A 23,177-nucleotide genomic window follows, 5' to 3' on the forward strand; every position below is an offset into this window, starting at 1 on the left:
CCGCGGGTCCGGCCTCGGAAAGCCCTGCGCGACCTCGGGAAGGCTCCCGCCCGGCCTCGGGAGGCCCAGGCTGCTTCGCGGAAACCGGGGCCCGGGTGCCCTCATGGAGACGGGACGGGCTACTTGAGGGCTCCGGCGGTGAGGCCGGCCTGGATCTGGCGTTGGAAGATCGTGTACACGATCAGCATGGGCAGGATGGCCATGCTCAGCGCGGCGAACAGCGCGGACCAGTCGGCGTCGTATCCTGCCGCCGTGGAGATGTCCGCGATGCCCTGGGTGATCACCCACTTGTCCTTCGACTGGCCGCTGAGCAGGACGAGCGGTATCTGGTACTGGTTCCACTGGCCCAGGATGTTGAAGATCGTGATGCTGACGATGCCCGGCCGGGCCATGGGCAGCATGATCTGGAAGAACACCCGGCTGTGGGACGCGCCGTCCACGAACGCCGCCTCCGCCACCGCGTGGGGAAGCGTGCGGAAGAACGCCGACAGGAAGAACACCGTGAACGGCAGCGAGTAGGCGATGTACACGAGCACCAGCCCGCCCCGCGTGTCCAGCCCGATGAACTGGCCGATCAGCGGGATGCTGCCCATGTTCCGCACCACGAAGAACAGCGGCGTCAGCGCAAGGTACACCGGGAAGGCCAGCCCCGAGACGAACAGCAGATAGATCGCCCGGTTGCCCCGGAACCGGTAGCGCGCGAGCACGTACGCCGCCATCGAGCCGAACAGCATGGTGCCGAACGTCCCGAACGCCACGATGACGACGCTGTTGATCATGTACTGGCCGACATGGGCGTGCTCCCAGGCCCGTGCCCAGTTGTCCCAGCGCAGGGTGGCGGGGACCGACCAGGCGCTGCCGAAGATCTCGTCCTCGCTCTTCACCGAGGCGAGGAACGTCCACACGATCGGCACCACCACCAGCACGGTCCACACGATCAGCGCGAGGTGGGACAACCCCGACAGCGGGCCGAGGCGGATCCTGCGCCGCTCGCGCGCCGCGCTCCGGCTGAGCGTCACCTTCTCCGCCCGCGAAACCATTGTCAGGCCCCCTCAGAACTCGATCCGCTCGCGACGCGACAGGCGCATCGCCAGCACCGCGAAGGCGACCGTGAAGAAGAACAGCACCACGCCCATGGCCGAGGCGTAGCCGAACTTGAAGTACTGGAACGCGTTGCGGTAGATCTCGGCCGCCATCACCGTCGTGGAGTGGTCGGGCCCGCCGTGCTCGGCCGTCATCACCCACACGATGGCGAAGACGTCCAGCGCGGCGATGCCGAGATAGATCAACCCGACCTGCACGGTGTCCCAGAGCAGCGGCAGCGTGACCCGGGCGAACAACTGGACGCGTCCCGCCCCGTCGATCTGGGCGGCCTCGTACATCTCGCGCGGGATGGACGCCATGCCGGCCGAGAAGAGCACCACGTAGAACCCGACGGCCTGCCAGACAAGTACCCCCAGGATCGACCAGAACGCCACATCCGGGTTGGACAGGAACCCGACCGGCTCCAGCCCGAGGGCCACCAGCGGCCCGTTCAGCATGCCGCTCCGGTCGGGCCGGAACACCTGCTGGAACAGGACGGCGACGATCGCCACGGCCAGCACCTGGGGGAAGAAGAACACCACGCGGTAGAACCGGGAGCCCCAGATGCCGGACACGCCCCCTCCCGTCCCCCCGGCGTTGAGAAGGAAGGCGAAGAACAGGGCGATCGCGATGGTGAGCAGCGGCAGCAGGACCAGCAGCAGGCCGTTGTGGCCGACCGCCGTCCAGAAGGTGCCGTCGCCCAGAAGCCTCTGGAAGTTCTCCAGCCCGACGAACCGGGGGCCGGCGCTCACGCCCCGCCAGTTGGTCATCGCGATGTAGAAGGCCTGCGCGTAGGGGGAGATCACGTAGATGAGGTAGAGCAGCACCGGAACCGCGAGAAAGCCCGTTATGAACCGCGCCCTGGTGAAGCCGGCCCCTCTCATGACGCGCGTCCTGCCGTTCGTCATCCCGCTCGCCGCCTTTCCTGCCGCTACCGGGCGACCGTTTCGGTCAGCGGGTGAACTTCTTGACCGAGGAGTCGTTCTTGATCTCGTCGGACTTCTTCTGGATCCGGTCGGCCCACTCCGCGACCTTCAGCCGGCCCGACATGAGCTGGCCGGTGGCCGCGGCCACCTCGTCGTGCAGTTCCTTGTACCACTGGCGGAACCGGAAGTAGGTGACGTTGGTCCCCGCGTCCTTCAGGGCCGAGGCGGCGCTCTCCAGGCCGGGCTTGAGCGTGCGCCCGTCCGCCGCGCCGTTCACCACGGTCAGCGTGCTGACCAGCTCGGTGAACTTCCCCGCGCCGTCCTTGGAGAGCATGGCGCGCATGTACTCCACGCCGGCGAGCGGGTTGGCCGACTTGGCCGCCACGAAGTACTCCTCACCGGGCCGGGAGTGCAGCGTGCCGTACGGCAGGGCGTCGGACCCGGTGAACGAGGGGAGCGGGAACATGGCGTAGCCGAAGTCGGCCGGCGTGGTGTCCTTCTGCTCGTTCTCCAGCCACGACCCGCAGGGCAGCATGGCCACCTCGTACTTGTTCTGCGCCGTCTGGGTCTGGATGTGGTCAAGCCCCTCGGTGCCCTGGAGCAGGTACTTGGCCCCGATCTCGGCGAAGGCGCCGGCGGCCTTCGCGACCGGCTCGGCCTTCCACGCGCCGTCCGCCAGGTTGTCGATGTTCTTCAGGACATCGGCGCCCCCGATCTTGGCGGAGAGCGTGAGGATCGTCTCGTAGATGTAGAACGGGTGCTTTCCGGCGTAGGTGAACGGCGCGGCCCTGCCGGACTTCTTGATCTTCTCGCACAGCGCCGTGAACTCGTCCCAGGTCTTGGGCACCTCCCAGTCGTTGTCGCCGAAGAGCTTCTTGGAGTACCAGATGCCCCACACCGTGCTGGCGTAGTTGAGCACGGAGAAGGTGCCGTCGTAGGTGCCGAGCTCGATGGCGGAGGGCAGGATCGTGTCGCGCACCTTCACGCCGGGGTCGTCCCAGCTGGGCGCGTCCAGCAGTGCGCCGAGGTCCTGGAGCTGGCCGTCCTGGGCCAGCGCGCCGAAGTCCATCGCGTTGTCGCCGGAGTTGTTGATGAACTCGGGAGGGTCGCCCCCGGCGAACCGGGGCTGCAGGGTCTTGGCGATCTCCTTGGTGGCCGTGTGCTTGATCTCGACCTTGGCGTGCTTGCCCTTGAACAGCGGCTCGTGGATGTCCCGGGCGTAGGCGTCGCCGAAGCCTCCGTCGAAGATCACCACTTCGAACGGTCTGTCCTCGGCGATGCCGAGCGGGTTGGTCGCCGTCTTGGCCCCGGTGGCCGGGGCCTGCGACCCGCCGGGGTTGCCGCCGCCGGCCGGGGACGCGCACGCCGACAGCGCGGCCGCCGCGGGAAGGAGCAGGCCGGCGAGGGCGGCGCTTCGCAGTAGTTCGCGCCGGGAAAAGGAGCTTTCCGCCATGAAGTCCTCCTGGGGGTGGAGCGTCCGCCGCGGCCTCTGCTGCGAAGGGCCTCGTACGGGAGCGGGGGTTCTCTGGTCAAACCTGGTGTCAATACATTGGATCAAGAACTGCGGCCCTGCCACGAGATTCGACCGATCAGCCGCCGCGGCGGATGCGCCCGGCGTAGCGGCTTTCGAGCGCCCGGTTGTGCTCGTCACCCCCGACGACGTTGGCCGAACGGTAGATCGGTGGCACCTCGCCCGCCTCCAGCAGCTCCCGCACCACCTCGGCGACGACCATCTGCGCGAGCAGGGCCGAGGTGATCGTCGACACCGCTCCGAAGGCGCCGCCCTCCGGAAGCGGCATCACCGCGTCCCCGTACGGGGCACCGTTGTCGAGCACGACGTCGGCGAGGTCGAGCAGCTTGAGCCCGGAGGCGTGGCGGGACCTCATCTCGGTGCTGTGCCGCACCGAGGTCAGCGCGACCAGCCCGTGGCCGCGCTCCTTGACGATCGACGCCAGCTCGATCACCGAGCCGTTGACCCCGGAGCTGGAGATCATGACGAAGGCGTCCTGCGGCTGGATGGGCGCGAGGTCGTAGATGCGGTGGGCGATCGACGGGTCGCGTTCCAGCTCCGTGGACCGGAGCGCGCTTGGAGACTCCCCGCCGTAAAGTACGAGGTCACGCAGGGCCAGCCGGTTCGTGGGGACGAGCCCGCCGGCACGTCCAGCGATCTCCATCGCGATCGCCTCGGAGTGCCCGGAGCCGAACGCCTGGATCACTCCGCCACCGCGCAGGGCGGCGCAGAGCAGCCTCGCGGCCTCGCCCACGGCCCGCGCCTGGCTCGCGGCGACGTCGTGCACCAGCCTCTCGACCTTCTGTACGTAGTCGGCGGCACTGATGTCCACTCGTCTCAGCTCCTCTCCACGGGGCGGCCCTCGAAGGCCCTGATCGCGAGCTCGGCCGCCTGGCGGGCACGCTCGTACGCGAGCCGCGCACCCCAGGCCACAATCATTCCTTTCACTCACAGGCGATTGGATGAAAATAATTGCCCACGGCACGCTTAGCAAGAGCGTTCCCGCCAGATTCCGGACGGCACGCGGGCGCGGTCAGGACATCGCGGTATTCGGGCCCGCGCACGCGTGTGGGCCGCCCGGCTCCTCTGACGGCCGGGCGGCCCCGTACGGGCGCCGGCGGTTACCGGACGACGCTGTGCTTGCTCTTGGGGAGCGCCTCCACCATCGAACGCGGGATGTCGAGTGTGTCGGCGCTGACCTGCGGCGGGGTGTTGGCCATCCACTGGGTCAGCGAGATGTCCTCGAAGCGCGGGTTGCGGAACATCTCCAGGAACACCAGGGGCTCCGTGCCGAGGTTCTCGACGTAGTGCCCGTAGGCGAACGGCACGTACCCGACATCGCCCGCCTGGAAGTTGAACGTCCGGTTTAGCCCCGAGCTGGCGAACACCCCCATGCGGCCGAATCCGGAAATGTAGTACTGCCACTCGTCGTCGGTGGGATGCCAGTGCAGCTCCCGCAGCCCGCCCGGCTCGATCTCCACCAGGGCGGCGGAGATGGTGGTCGCCGCCGCGAAGTTCGTGGAGTCGGTGACGCGCACCGATCCGCCGTCGAACCGCTGGGGCGCCTGGGCGAGCATCCGGTGCTTGAACGTGCGCGGCACGTCGCCCGTCGGGCTCACCACCCGGTCGGACTCCAGCGGCGGCGGCACCTCGCCGCGGAAGATGTACTTCTCCTTCTCCGGCAGGTTCTCCATCTGCTCGGGCGTCCACCCGAAGTTCTTCGCCAGCACGCTCTTCGGCGTGTGGGCGAAGAAGTCGCTCATCATGAAGGTGGAGTTCTCCGAGAAACCGCCGTCATCGAACACCAGGAGGAATTCCACGCCCTCCTCCAGTGCCTGGATATAGTGCGGCACGCCCTTGGGGAAGAACCACAGGTCGCCTTTCTCGACGTCGTCGAGGAAATTACGTCCCTCCTGGTCGACGGCGCCGATCCGGCAGCTTCCCTCCAGCACGTAGGCCCATTCGGCCTCCTTGTGCCAGTGCAACTCGCGGTAGACGCCCGGGTCGAGCTTCATGTCGACGCCGGCCAGCGTGGTGGCGATCGGGAGTTCCCGCTGGGTCACCTCCCGGGTCCAGCCGCCTTCCTCGATCCTGGTGTGGGCCATGGAGAAGGAGAACTTCATGTTGGGCACGGTGCCGTAGTCGGTCGCCGGCGGGGTGAGCAGGTCGGGATTCTGCCGGTCCAGCTCGATGTTCCGGGGGCCGGTGTCCAGGGCGCCCTGGCTGCCGCGCTGTGGTTGCGGGATGCCGTCGGTCGAATAGGTCATGCGGGCTCATCTCCTCGAATCGCTGGGGCCGGTTTCCGGCGGGGCTCGGTGTTCAGAACAGGAGGGTCAACGGGAGGCAACATCCAAGGACGGCCACCGCGGCCCCCGCGCACGCCGCGATCCGCGTGGTGAGCGGAGCGTTGACCAGCGGGCCCATGACGGAGCGGTCGCGGCAGAAGTAGACGAGAAGGAACAGCGCCACGGGCACGCCGAGGGAGATGACCACCTGGCTGAGGATCAGCAGGCTGGTCATGGGCACGCCGAGCATCAGCGCGACGACGGCCGGGGTCATCGTGACCAGGCGCCGCAGGTAGACGGGTACGCGGCGGCCGAGGAAGCCCTCCATCACCACGTCGCCCGCCAGCGTCCCGACCCCGCAGGACGAGATCCCCGACGACAGCAGCGTGACGGCGAACGCCAGAGCGGCGGCGCCGCCGGCCCGGCTCAGCAGCTCCGCGTGGGCCGCCGGCAGATCACCGGTCCAGGTTCCGCCCGTCCAGGCGCCGAGCCCGGCGCCCAGGGCGAGCATCGCCACGTTGACGATCGTGGCGGTGCCGAGGCCGAGCAGGCAGTCCGTACGCAGCGCCCGCCGTACGAGAGCGGGTCGCCGCCAGGCCGCGCCGGCCGGCCACCCCCGTCCCTGCACGAGCGCGGAGTGCAGGTAGATGGCGTGCGGCATGACGGTGGCTCCGACGATCCCCATGGCCAGGATCACCGAGCCCCCGCCGTCCAGGCGCGGTACGAGCCCGCCCGCCAGCCCGGCCGCGGACTGATGACCCACGAGCAGGATGTCGTAGACCACGCCCGCCCCGACGAGCACCAGGCTCGCGGCGCTCATGAGCTCGAACCGCCGCGTCCGGCCGCGCCGCCGCATGCGGAGCATGAGCAGCGCCACCACGGCGGTGATCAGCGCCGACATCCCGGGCGGCATCCCGAAGAGCAGGTGCATGCCGATGGCCGCGCCGACGAACTCGGCCAGGTCCGTGGCGAGCACCACCACCTCGGCCTGCGCCCACAGCAGCAGGCCGCCGCGCCGGGAGAACCGCTCGCGGCACAGCCGGGGCAGGCTCTTGCCGGTCACCATGCCGAGCTTGGCGGCCTGGAACTGCACGAGGATCGCCACCAGGCTCGCCAGCACGACCACCCATACGAGCGTGTAGCCCGAGGTCGCGCCGGCCATGAGGTTCGTGGCGACGTTGCCGGGGTCCACGTAGGCGATCGAGGCGACGAAGGCCGGTCCGAGCACCGGTGCCATACGCGAACCGCCGGGTCTCAGGGAGCCCCGTGGCGCCGCGGGGAACCGAGCGGGGGACCGCCCGAGCACCAGCGTGCCGTCGTCGTTCATCCTGCCTCCCGATGTGTTTCCTGACCGCGGCGTGCGGTGACGGCGAGCGTCCACCGGCCGGCGGGCATGGAACCCCGCCTCGACATCGCAGACTTCCCACTACCAATGAGTTCCAGAAAAGTCTGAATTAGAGGGATGTCGCAGTCGTGGCACCGTGAATCATGAATTACCCATTCAAGGGATGAAGACGCAGGCATGACGCCTCGATGAAGCAAATAAACAGCACGCTCTAGTAATTCACCCCTCTGCCTTTAAAGAACATGAAGTCGTATAAATAGCGACTTTCCGGTAAAGGGTCGTGGGGAAATATCCGCTTTCTTCGCCACGAAACCCCTGACACCCCTGGCACACACCACCCGCTTGCGGATCCGGGACCTGTGCCGCCTTGGAGGGGCCACAATGATGGGGGAGAGGATCGGCGAGCCCGCTGGGGTCAATATGTGTGGGGGTCTGATCGCGTCCGGCAGGTCCGGGCCGTACGGCACATCATCGTCTGAGTCGATTGGCTGGAGATCATGAGCGAGGAAGAGATCAGGCGCGTCCTCGGACTGCTCTATCAGGACGACACGCTGCGGGTCCTCTCCGCTCTGGTCCTGAACGGCGGCACGGACGCCTCCGGGCTCGACCAGGAGGCCGTACGACGGGCCCTCGACCGGCTCGAACGCGGCGGGCTGGCCGAGAGGTCCGAGGACGGCTGGCACGTGCGGCGCGAGAGGTTCCGCGAGCTGCTGCACGCCACGGCCAAACCCGCCGCCCCGGTCTCCGCCGAGGACAGGATGATCCAGAAGTTCCTGGTCGAAGGCCGGTTACGGGCGATCCCCACGCGGCGCGAGAAGCGGCTGGTCGTGCTCGACTACATCGCCCGCGTCTTCGAGCCCGGCATACGCTACGCGGAGAAGGACGTGAACGTCGCCCTGCGCGGCTTCCACGACGACTTCGCGGCACTGCGCCGCTACCTCGTCGACGAGGGCATGCTGACCAGGGAGAGCAACATCTACTGGCGCAGCGGCGGCTCAGTGGACACCTGACCCGCCCTCGCCTCGTCCGGCGCGCCGGAGGTGATCGGCACCGACCCTCCTCGCACGAGATCGAGCTGCACGGTCTGGCGGGGCAGCACGGCGGCCAGGAGCCAGCTGCCCGCGATGCGCGTACGCCCCCCGGGAATCGCCAGCAGATGGTAGCCGCGCGTCACCGCCTTGGCGACCAGGCCCGACAGCGGGACGCCGAGCGGGTTGGCGGCGGCCTTCACGCCCCCGAGGTCGACCACGAAGCCCAGATCGTGGTGCCGGTACGGGCGGCGCTCCGCGCGGCCGTACGACGCGGCGAGGTTGTAGGCCACGCGCTTGCCCTGCCGGCCGGCGTGCTGCGCGGTCATGGCCGTGTACTCGCCCGGGCGGGTCAGGTCCGGCACCGCCGCCGCGTCGCCGCAGGCGAAGATCTCCGGATGCCCCGGCACGTTCAGGTACTCGTCGACGAGGAGGCGCCCCTTCTTCGTCGGCAGTCCCAGCGTCTCCACGAGCGGGTCGGGGCCGACCCCGACGCACCAGACCAGGGAACGGGTCGCCACGAACTCCCCGTCGGAGAGCTTGACCCCTTCGTCGGTGGCCTCGGCGACGGTCGTACCGGTGCGGATCTCCATGCCCCGGTCGGCCAGGGTCCGGTGGGCCGTGCGGGAGAGGCGTTCGTCCAGCTCGGGCAGGATGTGGGGGGCCTTGTCGACCAGGATCCAGCGGAGCTCCTGCTCGCGCAGGCCGGGCCTGTGCCGCTTGGCGTCCACGGTGAGCAACTGCCCCTGGGCCGCCACCTCGGTGCCCGTGTAGCCCGCGCCCACGACGACGAACGTACAGCGCGCGTTCCTCTCCTTGGCGTCGGTGGCCGTGTCGGCCAGCTCGATCTGCCGGATGAGATGGTCGCGCAGGTACAGCGCCTCGGCGATGCTGCGGAAACCGTGCGCGTGCTCCGACACGCCGGGGACGGGCAGCAGCTTGTTGACGCTGCCGACCGCGATGACCAGCCTGTCGTAGCCCAGCTCGCGGGGCCTGCCCTCGGCGTCGGTGCACTCCACCCGGCGTCCCTCGATGTCCACCTTGTCGACGCTCGCCAGGAGGTTTCGTACACCGGGGCAGCTGCCCGCCAGCGGTACCGCCACCTTGCGCGGGTCCAGGATCCCCGCCGCCACCTCGGGCAGCAGAGGCAGGTAGAGGAAGTAGTCGGCCGGGTTGATCAGGACGATCTCGATCGCGCCCCTGGCCAGGCGGGAGAGCCGCCGCGCCGCGGTGAAGCCCGCGAATCCTCCGCCTACGATGACGACGCGCTGCCGATTGGGCATGGACACGTTCCTTTCAGCTCGGCTGCGGGCGCTTCACGTGCTCAGTCCTCTCGCGTACCCGTCTGGGTCCCCAGGAATCCATCTCGCCGGCACGACCCGCTCCCGCGGCCGGGAGACGGGCGCCGCCGGTCCGCGCCGACGACGCCGGTGAGACGATCAATATTTACCTACCGAGTGACTGGGTTGTAGTGTGCCCGGCAAAGGGCAGTCCGGCGGGATGACGGTTCTCGGTCAGGCGCACTCCGTGTGCCACGGGGGCAGGGAGTTGCGGGACACATGAAGATCAGGAAGAGGGGCGCCGCCGGCGCGATCGCGCTCGGCCTCGTCCTCGCCCTCGCCGCGTGCGGCGGTTCGAGTGATCCGGGCGCTTCCGGCGGCGGTTCCGGCGCCGCGGGCGGCACGTTCACGTACTGGACGAGCGGCTGGCAGCCCGACCAGATCGCCGAGATCGACGCGGCCTTCGACAAGGCCCACCCCGGGATGCACGCCAAGGGGCAGTACATCGCCAGCTCCGACCAGTTCCTGCCCAAGGTGATCGCGGCGCTGAAGAACGGCACCCAGCCCACGGTGCTGCTCACCCAGAACCCCTCTGATCTCCCGGTGATCGAGCAGAGCGGGAAGCTCGTCCCGCTCGACGGCAAGCTGACCGCCGAGACCGACGCGCTGTACCCCGGCATCAAGGAATCGCTGTTCTACAAGGGCCACCAGCTGGGCATCGCCCTGGCCGGCGTGGGCGACATCGTGCTGTTCTACAACAAGAAGGCCTTCGCCGACGCGGGCATCAAGAGCCCGCCCGCGACCTGGACCGAGCTCGCCGAGGACGCCAGGAAGCTGTCCGACCCCGCCAAGAACAAGTACGGCTTCTACGTGCCGCTCGGCGAGGCCGAGTGGATCACCTTCGCGTGGACGCCGATGCTGCACGCCGAGGGCGGGTCGTTCCTCAACGCCGAAGGCACGGCCACCGCCTTCAACAGCCCCGCCGGGGTCAGGGCGCTCACCACCTGGGTCGACCTGGTCAAGGGCAAGGCGGCGCCGAGCACCAGCTACGCCCAGGCGGGCAGTTTCGACGGGGCGCCCGCGTTCGCCAGCGGCACCGTCGCCATGATCGTGAACGGCCAGTGGGCGGTGCCGACCTTCGGCAAGGCCGGGGTCGACTTCGGCGTGGCCCCCATGCCGAAGGGCGCCGCCGGCACCTCGACGAGCATGGGCATCGGGGTGGCCGCGCTGCTGAAGACGGGCGCGGACGCCGAGAAGGCGGGCCTCGCGTTCCTGAAGTTCCTGACCACCCCCCAGCGCGGCGCCTACCTCGCGGCCAAGAACGGCGGCCTGCCGTCGGACCCGGCCCAGCTGGAGCAGCAGGCGCTGAAGGACCACATCGCCCAGGACCCGACGTACACCGTCTTCGCCGAGGCGGAGAAGACCGGCAAGGTCCGCCCGATCACCCCCGCCTACAACGCGATCTCCCAAAGCCTCTGGACGGAGATCAACGCGGCTCTGAAGGGGCAGAAGACCCCGGCCGAGGCACTGGCCAAGGCGGCGCGAGAGGGAGACGCGGCGCTGAAGAAACTCGGCTGATGCGGCGACGGCACCGCACCTGGACCCTCGCCTACGCGTTCGTGGCGCCCACGGTGGTGCTCACCGTGGTCTTCTCCCTCGTCCCGCTGGCGATGCTCCTGTGGCGCAGCCTGTACAGCGGAGGGGTGTTCGACGCCTCGCCCGAGTTCGTCGGGCTCGGGAACTACGGGCAGATGCTGCGCGAGGGCGGCGGCCACGCGCTCGGCGTGACCGGCGTCTACACGGCAGGCTTCATCCTGCTGACGATGGGGGTGGGCCTCGGGCTCGCGCTGCTGCTCAACTCCGGCGCGCCCGGCGTGGCCCGGGTGCGGGCACCGTTCGTCATCCCGCTCGTCGTGCCCGTCGTCGCCACCGCGCTGATCTGGGCCAACATGTTCGCGCCGCAGTTCGGGCTGATCAACAGGCTGCTCCGCGCCCTCCGTCTTCCCCAGGCGGACTTCCTGTCCTCGCCGGGGCCGGCCCTGGTCGCGGTGCTGACCTTCGGCGCCTGGCAGTTCTTCGGGCAGAACGTCATCCTCTACGTGGCGGCCCTGAAGTCCGTCCCGGGTGACGTCCTCGACGCGGCCAGCGTCGACGGGGCGGGGGCGTGGCGCAGGTTCGCCCATGTCCAGTGGCCGATGATGCGCCGCCACACCCTGCTGATCTGGGTTGTCACCACGCTGACCGGCCTGCAGACGTTCACCCAGATCTACGTGCTGACGCAGGGCGGCCCGGACGGCGCGACCCAGACCGCTCTCTACTACGTCTACAACGAGGGGTTCGTCCAGTTCGACACCGGGCGCGCCAACGCCATGGGCGTCGCGCTGTTCCTGCTGTCCCTGCTGATCACGATCACGCAGATCTGGCTGCTCGGGAGGGCCGGCCGTGCCCGCTAGCCTGATCGCCCGCCGCTCGGTGGTCTACCTGCTGCTCGGCCTGGCCGTCGTCATCGTGGCGTTCCCGCTCGTCTGGATGGCGGTGAGCGCGCTGAAGACCGACGCCGAGATCATCAACCCGGCGGCACCGCTGCTGCCGGCGCACCCCGAGTGGTCGAACATCGGGCGCGCCCTGTCGCAGGCGCCGTTCGGCCGCTGGTACCTCAACACCGCGATCTTCGGCGTGGCGGCCACCGCGGGGCAGCTCGCGAGCGGGCTGCTGGCGGGCTACGCGTTCGCCATGCTCGACTTCCCGGGCAAACGGCTGCTCTTCGTCGTCGCGCTGAGCGGGCTGATGGTGCCGTTCAGCGCGATCATCGTCCCCATGTCGCAGCTTCTCGGCGAGCTGCGCTGGCTGAACACCTACCAGGGCCTGATCGTGCCGAACATCGCCTCCGGGCTGGGCGCCTTCCTGTTCCGGCAGTTCTTCCTCGGGACGCCGCGGGAGCTGGGGGAGGCGGCCCGCATCGACGGGGCGTCGGAGTCGCGGGTGTTCTTCGACGTGTACGCCCCGCTTGCGCGGCCGGTGGTCGCCGCGCTGGCCATCATCCTGTTCCTGCAGAACTGGAACAACTTCCTGTTCCCGCTGATCGTGGTGAACACCACCGAGATGTCGGTCCTGTCGCAGGGGCTGTCCGTGTTCCAGAGTCAGTTCACCACCCAGTACAACCTGATCATGGCGGCGTCGCTCATCACGATCGTCCCGGTGCTCCTCGTCGCGGTCGCGGCGCAGCGCCACATCATCGAGGGCATCACGCTCGGCGCCCTCGACTGACCGGCCCGCCCCGGCCGGTGGCACGGCCCGTCCCGGCCACCGGCCGCGACGGGTCAGGTCCGCGCCAGGACCTCGGCCACCGTGTCCCGCAGGGGAGTGGTCGGACGGCCGATGAGCCTGGCGAGGTCGCCCGTGGTGTCGGCGAGGGCCCCCTGGGCGATGTCGATCTCGATGGCGGCGAACATGGCCGCGACCGGCTCGGGCAGGCCCGCGCCGATCAGGACCCGCTCGTACTCCTCGCGGGGAAGGTCTTGGTAGGTGACCGGCTTGCCGGTGACCGCGGCGATCTCGGCCGCCAGCTCGGCCTTGGTCCACGCGACGTCGCCGGCCAGCTCGTACACCGTGTTCTCGTGGCTCTTGCCGCTCTCGTGGCCCTCGCCGGTGAGGACGGCCACCGCGGCGGCGGCGTACTCGGCCCGGGTGGCGGTGGAGACGCGGCCCTCGCCGGAGGCGCCCGCGATCGTGCCCTGCTCGGCGGCCTGGGTGATCGTGCTGTCGTAGTTCTCGAAGTACCAGCCGTTGCGCAGGAAGGAGAACGGGATCCCCGAGGCGCGGATGTACTCCTCGGTGCCCTTGTGCTCCGCGGCGAGCGCCAGAGTGCTCGTGTCGCCGCGCAGCACGCTGGTGTAGGCGAGCAGCGCCACACCGGCCTCGGCGGCGGCGTCGACGACGGCCTTGTGCTGGGGGAGGCGGACTCCCACGGTGTCGGAGGAGATGAGCAGGACCCGGTCTCCGGCGGCGAAGGCCGACTTCAGCGTCTCGGGCCTGTCGTAGTCGGCCTCCCTCACCTGCACCCCGCGTTCGGCCAGGTCGGCCGCCTTCTCCGGGTTCCGTACGGCCGCCACGATCTGGCCGGGGGGCGTCGTCTTCAGCAGTCCTTCGACGACGAGGCGGCCGAGCTGTCCGGTGGCACCGGTGACAACGATCATCTTCACTTCTCCTCGCTCAGGGGATTCGCCGTTAGGTTAGTACTAACTTCTAGAAAGTGCCAATGCTGTGGTTAGTACCAACCGATTGCACAGTGCAGCGAGAACGTAAGGTTAGGGGTATGGAAGACCAGGCCACCCTCGCCCGCGACGAGCACGGGCAGGTCATCTTCGACGTGTTCGCACGCGGATGTCCCTCCCGCGAGACGATGGAGCACCTCACCAGCCGGTGGGGCATCCTCGCCCTGGCCGCCCTCGGCGAGGGCGCCTACCGCTTCAACGCCCTGCGCCGCCGCGTCGACGGCGTCAGCGAGAAGATGCTCGCCCAGACCCTGCAGGCGCTGGAGCGCGACGGCATGGTCCACCGCGAGGCCCAGGCGACCATCCCGCCCAAGGTCGAGTACAGCCTGACCCCGCTCGGCCGCGAGGCGGCCCGCCGCCTGCTCGGCCTCATCGAATGGCTTGAGGGAGAGATGCCCCGCGTCCTGGAGGCACGCGACCGCCACGCGGGTACCTGAGCCGCCCTGAGCCGCCCCTGAAAGATCCCATGAGAGACCAGCGGGGCTGTGGAGTAGCGGGCCGGACCTGGAGTGATGGGCCGAACCTGGAGTGACGGGCTGCACCTGGAGTAGTGGGCCGAATCTGGAGTGCGGGCTGGACCTGGGGTGACGGGTTGGCCGAACGCTGGGAACGCCCCTGATCGTGCGAGACAGTGAACCCGTGATACGACGAGTGATCTCCCTATCGCTCCTCGTGCTCCTGTCGGGCTGCGCGGCCGGCGTGACGCTCAGCGGGGCGCGGCTCGACGACCTCAGGTCCGAGGGGGTGGCGCCCGACATGGTCTACCTGGTCGACCTGCCGGGGTACGAGCTGGCCGAGCAGTCCATGAGCGTCTACAACGAAGACGGCTTCCAGGCGTACTACTTCTCGGCCGAGGGCAGGCAGGTGTGGTTCGGGGTCGATCGAGGCACCTTCAGCGACGCCATATGCGCGGCCAAGCCCCTCCACGACGCCGAGCCCCTGATCCCTCCGGACTCCTGCGCGTACGACGAGGCGGGCTGGTACCGCACGAGCGGGCGTCAGCACGAATACGTGTCCGTCGAGGAGGGCCACGTCATCCGGATCAGCGGCCTCAAGGCCGACGTGGACCGCGCGTCCCTCAAGGAGGCCATATCGGGGGCCCGGCACGCTAGCGAAGCGGGCTGAGCCGGACGCTCGGGTGGCTCGTCTCTGCGTCAGTTCAGATGCTGTGTCAGCGCTTCGGCGGACTCACGGGCGCTGGCCGTTTCCACTCGGGCGAGCGCGTCACGCACTTCGACCACACGGTGTCGTACCTGCCCCGATGAGACCTCGCGGAGCTGGTCAAGGGCGGCCAGGGCGATCGCGGCGCCTTCGTCCACCTCGTTGGCGCGAACGAGGCTGTGGGCGAGGACGAATTGCCTGCCAGCGCGGTTCCGTCCAAACGACGCGCCGGTATGGGTCAGGGAAGCCCGGAAGTACGGCACTGCCGCCTTGTGCTGTCCGCACTCGGTGTAGAGCTTTGCCTGGACGACTTCGAACTCAGAGTGATCATAGAATGCCGTCCAGTCGGGAGCTGGTCGGCTCCGCTCGGGACGCTCCATCAGTCGCATCGCTCGTGCCAGTTCGGCGCGAGCGGCAGAGTGGTCGCCCATAAGGGAGAGCGCCCGTGCCTCGCGGCTTGCGATGATCGACAGTAGAACGGGGGAGCCCATGGTTTCGGCGTATTGCCGCGCTGCCGCTAGCAGGTCGCGGGCTTGCCGGGGCTGCTTCTCGTAGTTCGCCTGGAAGCCGAGCATCGCCAGAGCCTGTGTCTTCAGCTCGTCGTTTCCCAGCGTGATGCCGATGGTGAGCGCCTCGTTCCAATAATGCCGTGCGGTTTCCTGGTCGCTGGCATCGAAGTGAATATACGCGCAGCGACTCGCGGTCTCCCCGGCGAGCAGGCGAAGCCGGCGGCCGATCGAGTCCGGATAGCTGCTGGTCTCGATGACGCGGCGGACCCGGTTCAGATGCCGGATGGCCAGCGGCCGTACATCGCTACCGCCATGCGCGTCACCCATGGTACGGAGAGCGCGAAGTCCGGCGCGCAACTCCTGGACATGCTGCATGCCGACGGCTTCCGGAGCGGTGAAGGAACCCAGGGCTACACCGGCCGTTGCTCCAACAGCGCCAGTAACGAATGTACGTCGGTTCACATCCGTTTCCTCTGTTTGGTCCGTAATTAGAAACGTACATGGATTTGTTTCACCGTATGGAGCGGGCGGGAAACCCAGATCGGCTGGATTGATGCCGAACATGGCGTGAAGCACCCGCCAGGCCTTGGGGCGTGGCCGTGGTGGGTTCGGAAGACACCAGCGGCGGAACTGGCGGTCGGTCAGCGTTACCGGCTCGCCCAGCATGTGCGCTGCCTGCGCGAACACCGAGAGAAAGACCGAAGGCCGCTCCCAGCCGCGCTCGACGCACGCCCGCTCGAACTCCGTCCCCCGCCAGACCATGGCTACCTCCCGTGAACAGTGGCATACCGAAGGTAGTCGAAGGCCGAAAAGGCGGAAGGCTGTTCCCGGTGAAAAGTCAGGCCATATGTCCGGCTGAACGCGCGCCGCAAATCCCACGCAGGCGGTTCTCTGGGGGCGACAAGAATCCCCCGCAGAAGGACACGCGGCCAGATGAGCATCCATTCCTACGACCGTCGGCAGGAAAGCAGCACTTTTCCCGGTATGGAGGCATCCGTCGGAGAGGCTCGGCGATGGCTGGGCAAGATCCTCGGTGATCATCCGTGCCGTGACGACGCGGTTCTGCTGCTCTCCGAGATCTTCACCAACGCGGTGCGACACGCCGCTTCGCTGGAGGTCCGCGTCGCCCTCCTCGTCGGCTGGGACGGCAGCGTTCAGGTCACCGTTGCCGACGAGGGCTCGGCCACGGTGCCGTGCGTGTGCCGAGTCCCGGGTGACGAGCTGACGGAACGCGGACGAGGGATCCACTTGATCCGGGCGGTGTCCGGCCGTTGGGGGTTCACCCGGGACAGGAACGGATGCTCTGTGTGGTTCGTCCTCGATCCCCGCGAACGCCCACGCGAAGTCGTGGTGGCCATGTCATCCGCCGACCGGCGGGCGATCTACCAGGAGGTACGGCATGGGTAAGCACGAGGATGACGCGGAGGTGCCGGCGACCGGTATAGACCCCCGATCGATCGCGTGGGAGTCTCCCGGCGCCGACCTCGCCATCGGCGCTCTCGTCCCCCAGCATGTATGGCTCGATCATCCCTACAAGATCATCTCAAGCGGGCAGTCATAGAGGTCCGCGGATGGAAGCATCCGTGCCACTTCGTCCAGTGTGACCAGGTCGAGCTATGCACCGTCGTTGCCATCGCGCAGGGAATGGATCATGCTCTGCAGGATCCGGAACGCGCCTGACTGCTCGGTCTCTGTCATGCCGGCCAGCATTCTGACCTCGACGGACCGGACCGCTACGGTTGCTTTCTCGAGGCTCCGTCGGCCGCGAGGCGTGAGCCGCGTGGGAAGAACCTTTCCGACAGGCGCCTCCGCGGGCCTGGTCACGTAGCCCTCTCGTTCCAGGGCCTGGAGCAGCACGTTCATCGACTGCCGTGTCACGAACGCGCGCCGCGCGAGCTCGGAGTTCGACAAGCCCGGTCGTTGAGCCAGCAGTTCGAGGCAGGAGTAGCGCGTCACGCTCATCCCGAGCGGCCGCAGCACCTCCTCCATGGCTGCGCGGAGGACGCTCGACGCCTCTTTCAGCAGGTAGCCCAGTGACGTCTCCAGGTCGACGCCGACATCGTCTTGACTCATGTCAGCATTCTGACATAGATTGACCTGTGTCAGAAAGCTGACACGCAAAGAAGGAGCATGATCATGCCCGCCACCGGCCCCGACTTCATCTCGCTCCAAGCGCGCGACCTCGACGCTTCGCAGGCGTTCTACGAGCAGTACCTAGGCCTCGTCCGCTCGCAGGCCGGACCTCCGCACGCGGTCGTCTTCGAGACGAAGCCGATCGCGTTCGCACTCCGCGACGTCGTTCCCGGCACCGATCTCGCATCCGTTGCTCAGCCCGGCATCGGTGCCGCGATCTGGTTCCACGCCACAGACGTCCAGGCCATTCACGATGCTCTCGTCGCCGACGGTCACGCCATCGTCTCCGCACCGATCGACGGCCCCTTCGGTCGGACATTCACCTTCGCCGACCCCGACGGCTACCAGGTCACTCTCCACGACCGCGACTGATCGGCCGAACGCCACCGGACGATCACTGATCCCCGAAGACCGCGACCGCGCCCTAGGCTCGTGCCCGAGCTATGCCGACTCGGCCTGTCGGGTCGGTTGAATCTGGGACGATCGCGACAAGTCTTGTGTCGCTTCAGCGGACTCCGCGGGGGCGGAACTGGATGCTGATGCGGGGGCCGGTGACACGTGTGCTCTTGGGGACGGCGTGCTCCCACGTGCGCTGGCAGCTGCCGCCCATGACGATCAGGTCGCCGTGGCCGAGGTCGTGGCGCAGGGCGGGGCCGCCGCCGCGTGGGCGGAGCAGCAGGCCCCGGGGCGTGCCGACCGAGATGATCGCGACCATGGTGTCCTCGGCGCGGCCGCGCCCGATGCGGTCGCCGTGCCAGGCGACGCTGTCGCGCCCGTCGCGGTAGAGACACAGCCCGGCCGTGCGGAACGGCTCGCCGAGTTCCTCGGCGTAGTGCGCGTCGAGGGCCGCCTTGGCCTGTTCGAGGACGGGGTCGGGAAGGGGCTCGCCCTCGTCGTAGAACTTGAGCAGCCGGGGGACGTCGACCATGTGGTCGTACATGTGCCGTCGCTCGGCGTGCCACGGGACGGCCCGCGCCAGCCGGTCGAACAGCGCGTCGGCGCCGCCGATCCAGCCCGGCCGGACGTCGATCCAGGCGCCGTGAGCGAGGATCGTGCGTCTCACCGTGGACCCGAGGGGGCCTGGGCCGGCCTCCTCGCACGAGTCGAACAGCGATCGCTGGAACGCGGCGGTCATTTGCCCAGTATACGCCAGGTATTCAAACACCCATTCGATCAACCCTGCGGCGCGAGGGCTCACAGCCCGCCCAGGCGGGTCACGCTACGTCTAGACTAGGAGCTGTTCGGAGTTCGGATCTAGGTGAGGCCCGGTGGCGGGCTGGCCGTGGCTGGTAGAACTCGGATGTGGCGCGCATAGGGACATCTTCTACGGCAAGGCCGGTGACCTGACCGGCGACGATCGCGAACACGTCGAGGTCTCCGCCCTGGCTCTGCACCTGGTCCAGGCCGCGATCGTCTACCTGAACACCAGGATGGTCCAGGTCGTCCTGGCGGAGGTTCAGATGGCTCCAAAACAGGGCCGACAAACCGCGCCGGTCGGCGTCGGTGAGCTTCTTCTGCCACTTAGGTGGGTGGTGGAACGGAGGTGTGCCTGGTTGGGACGGTGCAGAAGGTTGGCCCGCGACTACGAGCGCAAGACTGCGCACGCCGAAGCGATGATCAAGGTGGCCATGATCCGGCTCATGGCCGCCCGGCTGGCCGGTGAGGACGTCGAGCCGCACGGTCCGATCGAGACCGAAGCAACGCGGCGCCTCGCCGAAGACCTCAACCGAGAGTAACTATCCAGTTGCCCAACACTTTCTTAGCGGCCGCTCCGATAGGAGCCGTCCGTGAGCTCCGCGACGAGGTCCGGCCGCTTCGGCGTCCAGCCGAGCGCCCGGCGGGTCCGGGTCGCGCCCACCGCCTGACCGAGAGCGAGTGCCTCGGCGAAGGCCGGGCTCAGGGTCTGCCCCGCCTCCTCCACCGGCCAGGCCTCCGCCTCCCCGTCACCGAGCCCGGCGGCCTGGGCGGCGGCCCTCGCGACGGCGGCCAGCGGAACCGCCTCCTCCCCCACTCCGTGCAGAACGGCGCCGGGTTCCCCGTTCTCCACTGCGGCGACGAACAGGTCGGCCAGATCGTCGACGTGGACGGTGGGCCAGGCGGGCTCCTGGCCGCCCGCGGAGACGTAGCGGCCCCGGCCGTGCTCGGCGGCCTTGGCGACCAGCAGGGCGGGGATGCCCCCGCCCGCGCCGTACACGATGCCGGGCCGGACCACCACGCCGCCGGAGGCGAGCACCCGCTGCTCCACGGCCGCCCGGAACGCGACGAGCGGGATGGGGTTCAGCGGGCTCTCCTCGTCCGAGGGGCCGGGGCCGAGCACCCAGATGCCGCTGGTGTAGACGACCTTCGCCCCGCCGGCCAGCAGGGCGTCGACCGCCGCCGTCTCTGCGGCCTCGTCCCCGGTCGGAGCGGCGGCGTGCACGATCGCGTCCACGTCGGCGGCTGCCGCGGCGAGGGAGGCGGGGTCGGTCACGTCGCCGTATCTCACCTCCGCGGCTCCGGGCACGGCGCGGCTCTCACCGGCCTTGCGGCGGATCAGGGCCACCACCTCGTGGCCGTGCTCCGCGAGCCGTCCGGCGACCGCCGAGCCGATGTAGCCGGTCGCGCCCAGCAGCAGGACCTTCATCTTCTTCACCTCGAACTCTTTGACATCAAAATTTGCGACGAGGAAACGTTAAGGCGATAATCGCGGTGATGTCAAACAGTTCGATGCCGAATGGTTCGAGGTACTATGACCGGATGAACGATGCCGTGGACCAGATCCTCGACCAGTGGGCCGCCGTGCGGCCAGGCCTGGACACCTCGGCCATGGGCGTGGTGGGCCGGATCTCGCGCGCCTCCCGTCTGCTGGAGCGCGGGGTCAGGGCCTACTTCGACGAGCACGGCCTCGAACCCTGGGAGTTCGACGTGCTGGCGGTCCTGTTCCGCGCCGACCGGACCCTCTGCATGCGCGAGCTGGCGGAGGCCACCATGGTGAGCTCCGGGGCGCTGACCAACCGGATCGACCGCCTCGTCGCCAAGGAGCTGGTCACCCGCGCCACCGCCGAGGACAACCGCCGGCTCGTCCTGGTCACGCTCACCGAGGCCGGCCACCGCCTGGTCGGTGATTTCGTCGACGGCCACGTCGCCAACGAGGACCGCCTGCTCGACGGTCTCACCCCGGCCGAGCGGGACGAGCTGGCCGCCCTGCTCCGCAAGCTGCTCGGTTCGCTCGGCGACACCGGCCCCTGACGGTCCCGGGAGGGGCCGGTGACCCACGGGAGGCACACCGGTTCCACCCGCCGGACCGCACGTTCCCTGCGCCGGTCCACCCGCTGTGCGGGCCTACCCGCTGCGCCGCAGGAGCATGGGGAGCAGCTTCCCCCGAGTGTTCCGCTCGAAGTCGGCCATGTCGTTCACCCTCGGAAACGGCTCGTCGGGCACCGGCACCCCAGGAACCCGCACAGCGGCTCCCAGCCCTCGCGGACCTCGAAGCGGAGCAGCCGCGAGCAGCCGGGGGACGTCGACCATGTGGTCGTACATGTGCCGTCGCTCGGCGTGCCACGGGACGGCCCGCGCCAGCCGGTCGAACAGCGCGTCGGCGCCGCCGATCCAGCCCGGCCGGACGTCGATCCAGGCGCCGTGAGCGAGGATCGTGCGTCTCACCGTGGACCCGAGGGGGCCTGGGCCGGCCTCCTCGCACGAGTCGAACAGCGATCGCTGGAACGCGGCGGGTCACGCTACCGCGCGGAGCCCGCCGCCCAGGTCCGGGTCGGTCACAGCCCGCCCAGGCGGGTCACGCCCTTTCCTGCAGGACGGACAGGATGTTCCCGGCGGGGTCGGTGAACCAGGCGATATAGGGGCCGCCGCCGCGGAAGACGCCCTTCTCGTCGGCGTCGAGGCCGTCGTACCTCTCGAACCGCACTCCGCGCTCGGCCAGCGCGTCGACGGCCTGGTCGATGTCGTCGACGGGGAAGTTGAGGATGGTGAACGACGCGGGGGTGTGGCCGGGCTTGGGGTAGACCAGGATGTCGCCGCCCCCGGCGATGCGCAGGCGCAGCATGCCGTGCTCCTCGGACACCTCCAGCCCGAGGACGCCGCCGTAGAACTCCTTGGCCTTCGCCACGTCGTCGACCGCGAATCCGCTGAAAGCCCTGGTGTGCCTGAACATGGGTCCTCCTGGGTGTCCTCCGAGGTCAGCGTGCCTGGCAAGCCTACTGAGCCCGTACGACACTTCCCATGGAAGCGGACCGGGCGTGCCCCCCCACGCGAGGACGCAAGGCCAGACCGACGGTCACGTGCTCGGAGGCGTCAGCGGACGGCCGCGCGCTCTGGCGCACAGGCGGACGGCCGCGTGGTCGCGGAGGTCAGCGGACGGGTGCGCCGGAGGTCTGCGGGAGGCGGCCGTGGCCGAGGGGTCGCTGCGCGCCGTGTCGCGGCGGGCCGGACCTTCCCGGGCTGGGCACGACGATCGCGGTGAGGATCAGGCCGGCCTCGGCCACCCAGCGGCCGGAGAAGGCGGTGATCCGCTGCCCGCGCACCCTCGGCCCCGTGACCCGCAGCCACGCCGAGAAGTTGCCGTTCACGGGATCGATGTTGATCAGGATGTCCTCGAAGTCGAGCCACCGCTTGGTGAGCGGGAACCACGCCTTGTACACCGACTCCTTGGCGCTGAACAGCAGGCGGTCCCAGTGGACGCGGGGATGGCGCGCCGCGAGCTTCCGCAGGCTCTCGCGCTCCTCCGGCAGTGAGATGGCGTCGAGCACGCCGGGGACCAGCGCCTCGTTGGGCTCGGCGTCGATGCCGATGGTGGTCACCTTGGACGAGATGCCGAGGACGGCCCCCCGGTAGCCGGCGCAGTGGGTGATGCTGCCGACGACGCCCGGCGGCCACTGGGGCTCCCCCCGGAGACCGGGAAGCACGGGGCTCGGGCGCATGCCCAGCTTGCGCAGCGCGTCATGGGCGCAGACCCGGGCCGTGCCGAACTCCTTGCGCCGCTTGTCGTCGGCGTGGATGATCGCCAGCTCCTCCTCGGGGAAGAGGGCGGGCTCAGGAGCGTCGGTGAAGACGTCGGCCGCCACCACGCAGTCGGGCAGGATCGACTTGATCATGGCTTCTCGCGGCCTGGGAGAGACTGCCTGGACGAGTCGCCGTCGCGCGCGCACCCGCCGCGCGCAGACGGGGACGGCGGGCTCTCGGCCGTCTCCCGGCTGACGGAAACGGCGAAATCGAGAACTCCGGCCCCCGGGGACCTTTTGTTGCTCACTCGCGTAGCGGTCACGTCCCAAGCGTATCGATGCCGCTGTTCCGCGAGGAATCAACGCCAATCTTTTCTCGGGACCGGTTCGCGCCCGGCTAGGGCACGGCACGGGGTGGTAAGGGTACGCGCGGGGAAGATCGGCGGGAATTGCGCCACGAGCGCCAAGACCCATCATAGACGCAGGTCACGGCGGGAGAAAGGTGTCTTTGGTTTCCCGCCTCACCGGCGCCGACAGACCCGGTGAATCCCTTTGTGAGAGGGAAAGGCTCTTTGCGAGATGCGGTCGCGGCCGATCGGGTGTTCCATGCCGCATTAGGCACGGCAAGGAATCGGCGCCGTGAATGCCCCGGCGCCCGGAAACAATTAGGGTGCGCCGGCCGGTCGTGCCGCGGGGAAATGCCGCGCCG

Annotated in this window: 25 protein-coding genes and 2 pseudogenes; 12 read left to right on the forward strand and 15 right to left on the reverse strand. The window is 69.0% G+C overall.

Translation table 11 applies throughout. The annotated features are described in order from the left end of the window. Positions 1 to 119: 119 nt before the first annotated feature. From ACGFIV_RS30605 to ACGFIV_RS30630, 6 genes are all read right to left on the reverse strand, one after another. Positions 120 to 1,040 (reverse strand): carbohydrate ABC transporter permease, encoded by a 921-nt coding sequence (locus tag ACGFIV_RS30605; RefSeq protein ID WP_358558596.1) that lies wholly within the window; start codon positions 1,038 to 1,040, stop codon positions 120 to 122. Positions 1,041 to 1,052: 12 nt separating this feature from the next. Continuing rightward, on the reverse strand, positions 1,053 to 1,967 hold the full coding sequence (locus tag ACGFIV_RS30610) for a carbohydrate ABC transporter permease (protein ID WP_392838367.1): 915 nt from the start codon (positions 1,965 to 1,967) through the stop codon (positions 1,053 to 1,055). A gap of 67 nt (positions 1,968 to 2,034) precedes the next feature. Next, entirely contained in the window at positions 2,035 to 3,462 is a 1,428-nt protein-coding gene (ngcE, locus tag ACGFIV_RS30615) for an N-acetylglucosamine/diacetylchitobiose ABC transporter substrate-binding protein (protein WP_392838368.1), read from the reverse strand. Positions 3,463 to 3,598: 136 nt separating this feature from the next. Further along, positions 3,599 to 4,351, reverse strand: a complete 753-nt coding sequence (locus ACGFIV_RS30620) for a sugar isomerase domain-containing protein (protein WP_392838369.1) — start codon at positions 4,349 to 4,351, stop codon at positions 3,599 to 3,601. Between the two features lie 289 nt (positions 4,352 to 4,640). Beyond that, positions 4,641 to 5,786 carry an oxalate decarboxylase family bicupin gene (locus ACGFIV_RS30625; protein ID WP_358556316.1) on the reverse strand — a complete coding sequence of 382 codons (1,146 nt, stop codon included), beginning with the start codon at positions 5,784 to 5,786 and terminating at the stop codon, positions 4,641 to 4,643. 52 nt (positions 5,787 to 5,838) lie between these two features. Then, a complete protein-coding gene (locus tag ACGFIV_RS30630; protein ID WP_392838370.1) occupies positions 5,839 to 7,131 on the reverse strand; it encodes an Nramp family divalent metal transporter in 1,293 nt (430 codons plus the stop codon). Positions 7,132 to 7,646: 515 nt separating this feature from the next. On the opposite strand from ACGFIV_RS30630, the gene ACGFIV_RS30635 reads away from it, so the two are divergent. Continuing rightward, positions 7,647 to 8,159, forward strand: coding sequence for a DUF2087 domain-containing protein (locus ACGFIV_RS30635; protein ID WP_358556322.1), 513 nt, complete (start codon positions 7,647 to 7,649; stop codon positions 8,157 to 8,159). Here the strand turns inward: ACGFIV_RS30635 and ACGFIV_RS30640 are convergent. After that, the gene (locus tag ACGFIV_RS30640; RefSeq protein ID WP_358556324.1) at positions 8,126 to 9,460 is read right to left on the reverse strand and encodes an NAD(P)/FAD-dependent oxidoreductase; all 1,335 of its coding nucleotides are present in this window, start codon (positions 9,458 to 9,460) and stop codon (positions 8,126 to 8,128) included. The genes ACGFIV_RS30635 and ACGFIV_RS30640 overlap by 34 nt on opposite strands. Positions 9,461 to 9,736: 276 nt before the next feature. On the opposite strand from ACGFIV_RS30640, the gene ACGFIV_RS30645 reads away from it, so the two are divergent. The 3 genes from ACGFIV_RS30645 to ACGFIV_RS30655 are packed head-to-tail and all read left to right on the forward strand — an operon-like array spanning position 9,737 to position 12,724. Further along, positions 9,737 to 11,035, forward strand: coding sequence for an ABC transporter substrate-binding protein (locus ACGFIV_RS30645; RefSeq protein ID WP_358556327.1), 1,299 nt, complete (start codon positions 9,737 to 9,739; stop codon positions 11,033 to 11,035). Beyond that, positions 11,035 to 11,910 carry a carbohydrate ABC transporter permease gene (locus ACGFIV_RS30650; RefSeq protein WP_392838371.1) on the forward strand — a complete coding sequence of 292 codons (876 nt, stop codon included), beginning with the start codon at positions 11,035 to 11,037 and terminating at the stop codon, positions 11,908 to 11,910. The genes ACGFIV_RS30645 and ACGFIV_RS30650 overlap by 1 nt, the downstream gene beginning before the upstream one ends. Beyond that, a complete protein-coding gene (locus tag ACGFIV_RS30655) occupies positions 11,900 to 12,724 on the forward strand; it encodes a carbohydrate ABC transporter permease (protein ID WP_392838372.1) in 825 nt (274 codons plus the stop codon). Before ACGFIV_RS30650 ends, ACGFIV_RS30655 begins: the two co-directional genes overlap by 11 nt. Before the next feature lie 53 nt (positions 12,725 to 12,777). Here ACGFIV_RS30655 and ACGFIV_RS30660 read toward each other — a convergent pair whose 3' ends face one another. Continuing rightward, the gene (locus ACGFIV_RS30660; protein ID WP_358556336.1) at positions 12,778 to 13,653 is read right to left on the reverse strand and encodes an SDR family oxidoreductase; all 876 of its coding nucleotides are present in this window, start codon (positions 13,651 to 13,653) and stop codon (positions 12,778 to 12,780) included. 119 nt (positions 13,654 to 13,772) lie between these two features. On the opposite strand from ACGFIV_RS30660, the gene ACGFIV_RS30665 reads away from it, so the two are divergent. Both ACGFIV_RS30665 and ACGFIV_RS30670 read left to right on the forward strand, forming a co-directional pair. Further along, complete coding sequence (locus ACGFIV_RS30665; RefSeq protein WP_358556339.1) at positions 13,773 to 14,168, forward strand: helix-turn-helix domain-containing protein; 396 nt, start codon at positions 13,773 to 13,775, stop codon at positions 14,166 to 14,168. Positions 14,169 to 14,382: 214 nt separating this feature from the next. Continuing rightward, entirely contained in the window at positions 14,383 to 14,856 is a 474-nt protein-coding gene (locus ACGFIV_RS30670) for a hypothetical protein (RefSeq protein ID WP_358556342.1), read from the forward strand. Positions 14,857 to 14,885: 29 nt separating this feature from the next. Here ACGFIV_RS30670 and ACGFIV_RS30675 read toward each other — a convergent pair whose 3' ends face one another. Then, positions 14,886 to 16,163 (reverse strand): hypothetical protein, encoded by a 1,278-nt coding sequence (locus tag ACGFIV_RS30675; protein WP_358556344.1) that lies wholly within the window; start codon positions 16,161 to 16,163, stop codon positions 14,886 to 14,888. 222 nt (positions 16,164 to 16,385) lie between these two features. Between ACGFIV_RS30675 and ACGFIV_RS30680 the strand changes: the two genes are divergently transcribed. Beyond that, entirely contained in the window at positions 16,386 to 16,808 is a 423-nt protein-coding gene (locus ACGFIV_RS30680; protein WP_392838373.1) for an ATP-binding protein, read from the forward strand. Beyond that, the gene (locus tag ACGFIV_RS30685) at positions 16,801 to 16,962 is read left to right on the forward strand and encodes a hypothetical protein (protein WP_358556349.1); all 162 of its coding nucleotides are present in this window, start codon (positions 16,801 to 16,803) and stop codon (positions 16,960 to 16,962) included. Before ACGFIV_RS30680 ends, ACGFIV_RS30685 begins: the two co-directional genes overlap by 8 nt. Positions 16,963 to 17,015: 53 nt before the next feature. Here the strand turns inward: ACGFIV_RS30685 and ACGFIV_RS30690 are convergent, their stop codons facing one another. After that, complete coding sequence (locus ACGFIV_RS30690; RefSeq protein WP_358556352.1) at positions 17,016 to 17,474, reverse strand: MarR family transcriptional regulator; 459 nt, start codon at positions 17,472 to 17,474, stop codon at positions 17,016 to 17,018. A 63-nt stretch (positions 17,475 to 17,537) separates the two neighbouring features. On the opposite strand from ACGFIV_RS30690, the gene ACGFIV_RS30695 reads away from it, so the two are divergent. Then, positions 17,538 to 17,906, forward strand: a complete 369-nt coding sequence (locus ACGFIV_RS30695; RefSeq protein ID WP_358556355.1) for a VOC family protein — start codon at positions 17,538 to 17,540, stop codon at positions 17,904 to 17,906. A 133-nt stretch (positions 17,907 to 18,039) separates the two neighbouring features. On the opposite strand, the gene ACGFIV_RS30700 is transcribed toward ACGFIV_RS30695, so the two are convergent. Continuing rightward, a complete protein-coding gene (locus ACGFIV_RS30700; protein WP_358556358.1) occupies positions 18,040 to 18,669 on the reverse strand; it encodes an alpha-ketoglutarate-dependent dioxygenase AlkB in 630 nt (209 codons plus the stop codon). Positions 18,670 to 18,802: 133 nt separating this feature from the next. Here ACGFIV_RS30700 and ACGFIV_RS30705 point away from each other — a divergent pair. Together ACGFIV_RS30705 and ACGFIV_RS30710 are read left to right on the forward strand one after the other, a co-directional pair. Continuing rightward, positions 18,803 to 18,988, forward strand: a pseudogene (locus tag ACGFIV_RS30705) (Tn3 family transposase); the annotation flags it as partial. Between the two features lie 48 nt (positions 18,989 to 19,036). Continuing rightward, a pseudogene (locus ACGFIV_RS30710) lies at positions 19,037 to 19,192 on the forward strand (transposase); the annotation flags it as partial. Positions 19,193 to 19,293: 101 nt separating this feature from the next. Here ACGFIV_RS30710 and ACGFIV_RS30715 read toward each other — a convergent pair. Next, on the reverse strand, positions 19,294 to 20,157 hold the full coding sequence (locus ACGFIV_RS30715) for an NAD-dependent epimerase/dehydratase family protein (RefSeq protein WP_358556373.1): 864 nt from the start codon (positions 20,155 to 20,157) through the stop codon (positions 19,294 to 19,296). A gap of 113 nt (positions 20,158 to 20,270) precedes the next feature. On the opposite strand from ACGFIV_RS30715, the gene ACGFIV_RS30720 reads away from it, so the two are divergent. Beyond that, entirely contained in the window at positions 20,271 to 20,762 is a 492-nt protein-coding gene (locus ACGFIV_RS30720) for a MarR family winged helix-turn-helix transcriptional regulator (protein WP_392838374.1), read from the forward strand. 164 nt (positions 20,763 to 20,926) lie between these two features. Here ACGFIV_RS30720 and ACGFIV_RS30725 read toward each other — a convergent pair whose 3' ends face one another. The 3 genes from ACGFIV_RS30725 to ACGFIV_RS30735 form a co-directional block, all read right to left on the reverse strand. Next, complete coding sequence (locus tag ACGFIV_RS30725; protein ID WP_358556376.1) at positions 20,927 to 21,013, reverse strand: sulfotransferase; 87 nt, start codon at positions 21,011 to 21,013, stop codon at positions 20,927 to 20,929. 293 nt (positions 21,014 to 21,306) lie between these two features. Next, on the reverse strand, positions 21,307 to 21,681 hold the full coding sequence (locus tag ACGFIV_RS30730; protein ID WP_358556364.1) for a VOC family protein: 375 nt from the start codon (positions 21,679 to 21,681) through the stop codon (positions 21,307 to 21,309). 196 nt (positions 21,682 to 21,877) lie between these two features. Continuing rightward, entirely contained in the window at positions 21,878 to 22,621 is a 744-nt protein-coding gene (locus tag ACGFIV_RS30735; RefSeq protein ID WP_358556367.1) for a 4'-phosphopantetheinyl transferase superfamily protein, read from the reverse strand. Positions 22,622 to 23,177: the final 556 nt, after the last annotated feature.

Source organism: Sphaerisporangium sp. NPDC049003 (assembly GCF_043197795.1).
In the GTDB taxonomy this organism is placed as follows: Bacteria; Actinomycetota; Actinomycetes; order Streptosporangiales; family Streptosporangiaceae; genus Sphaerisporangium.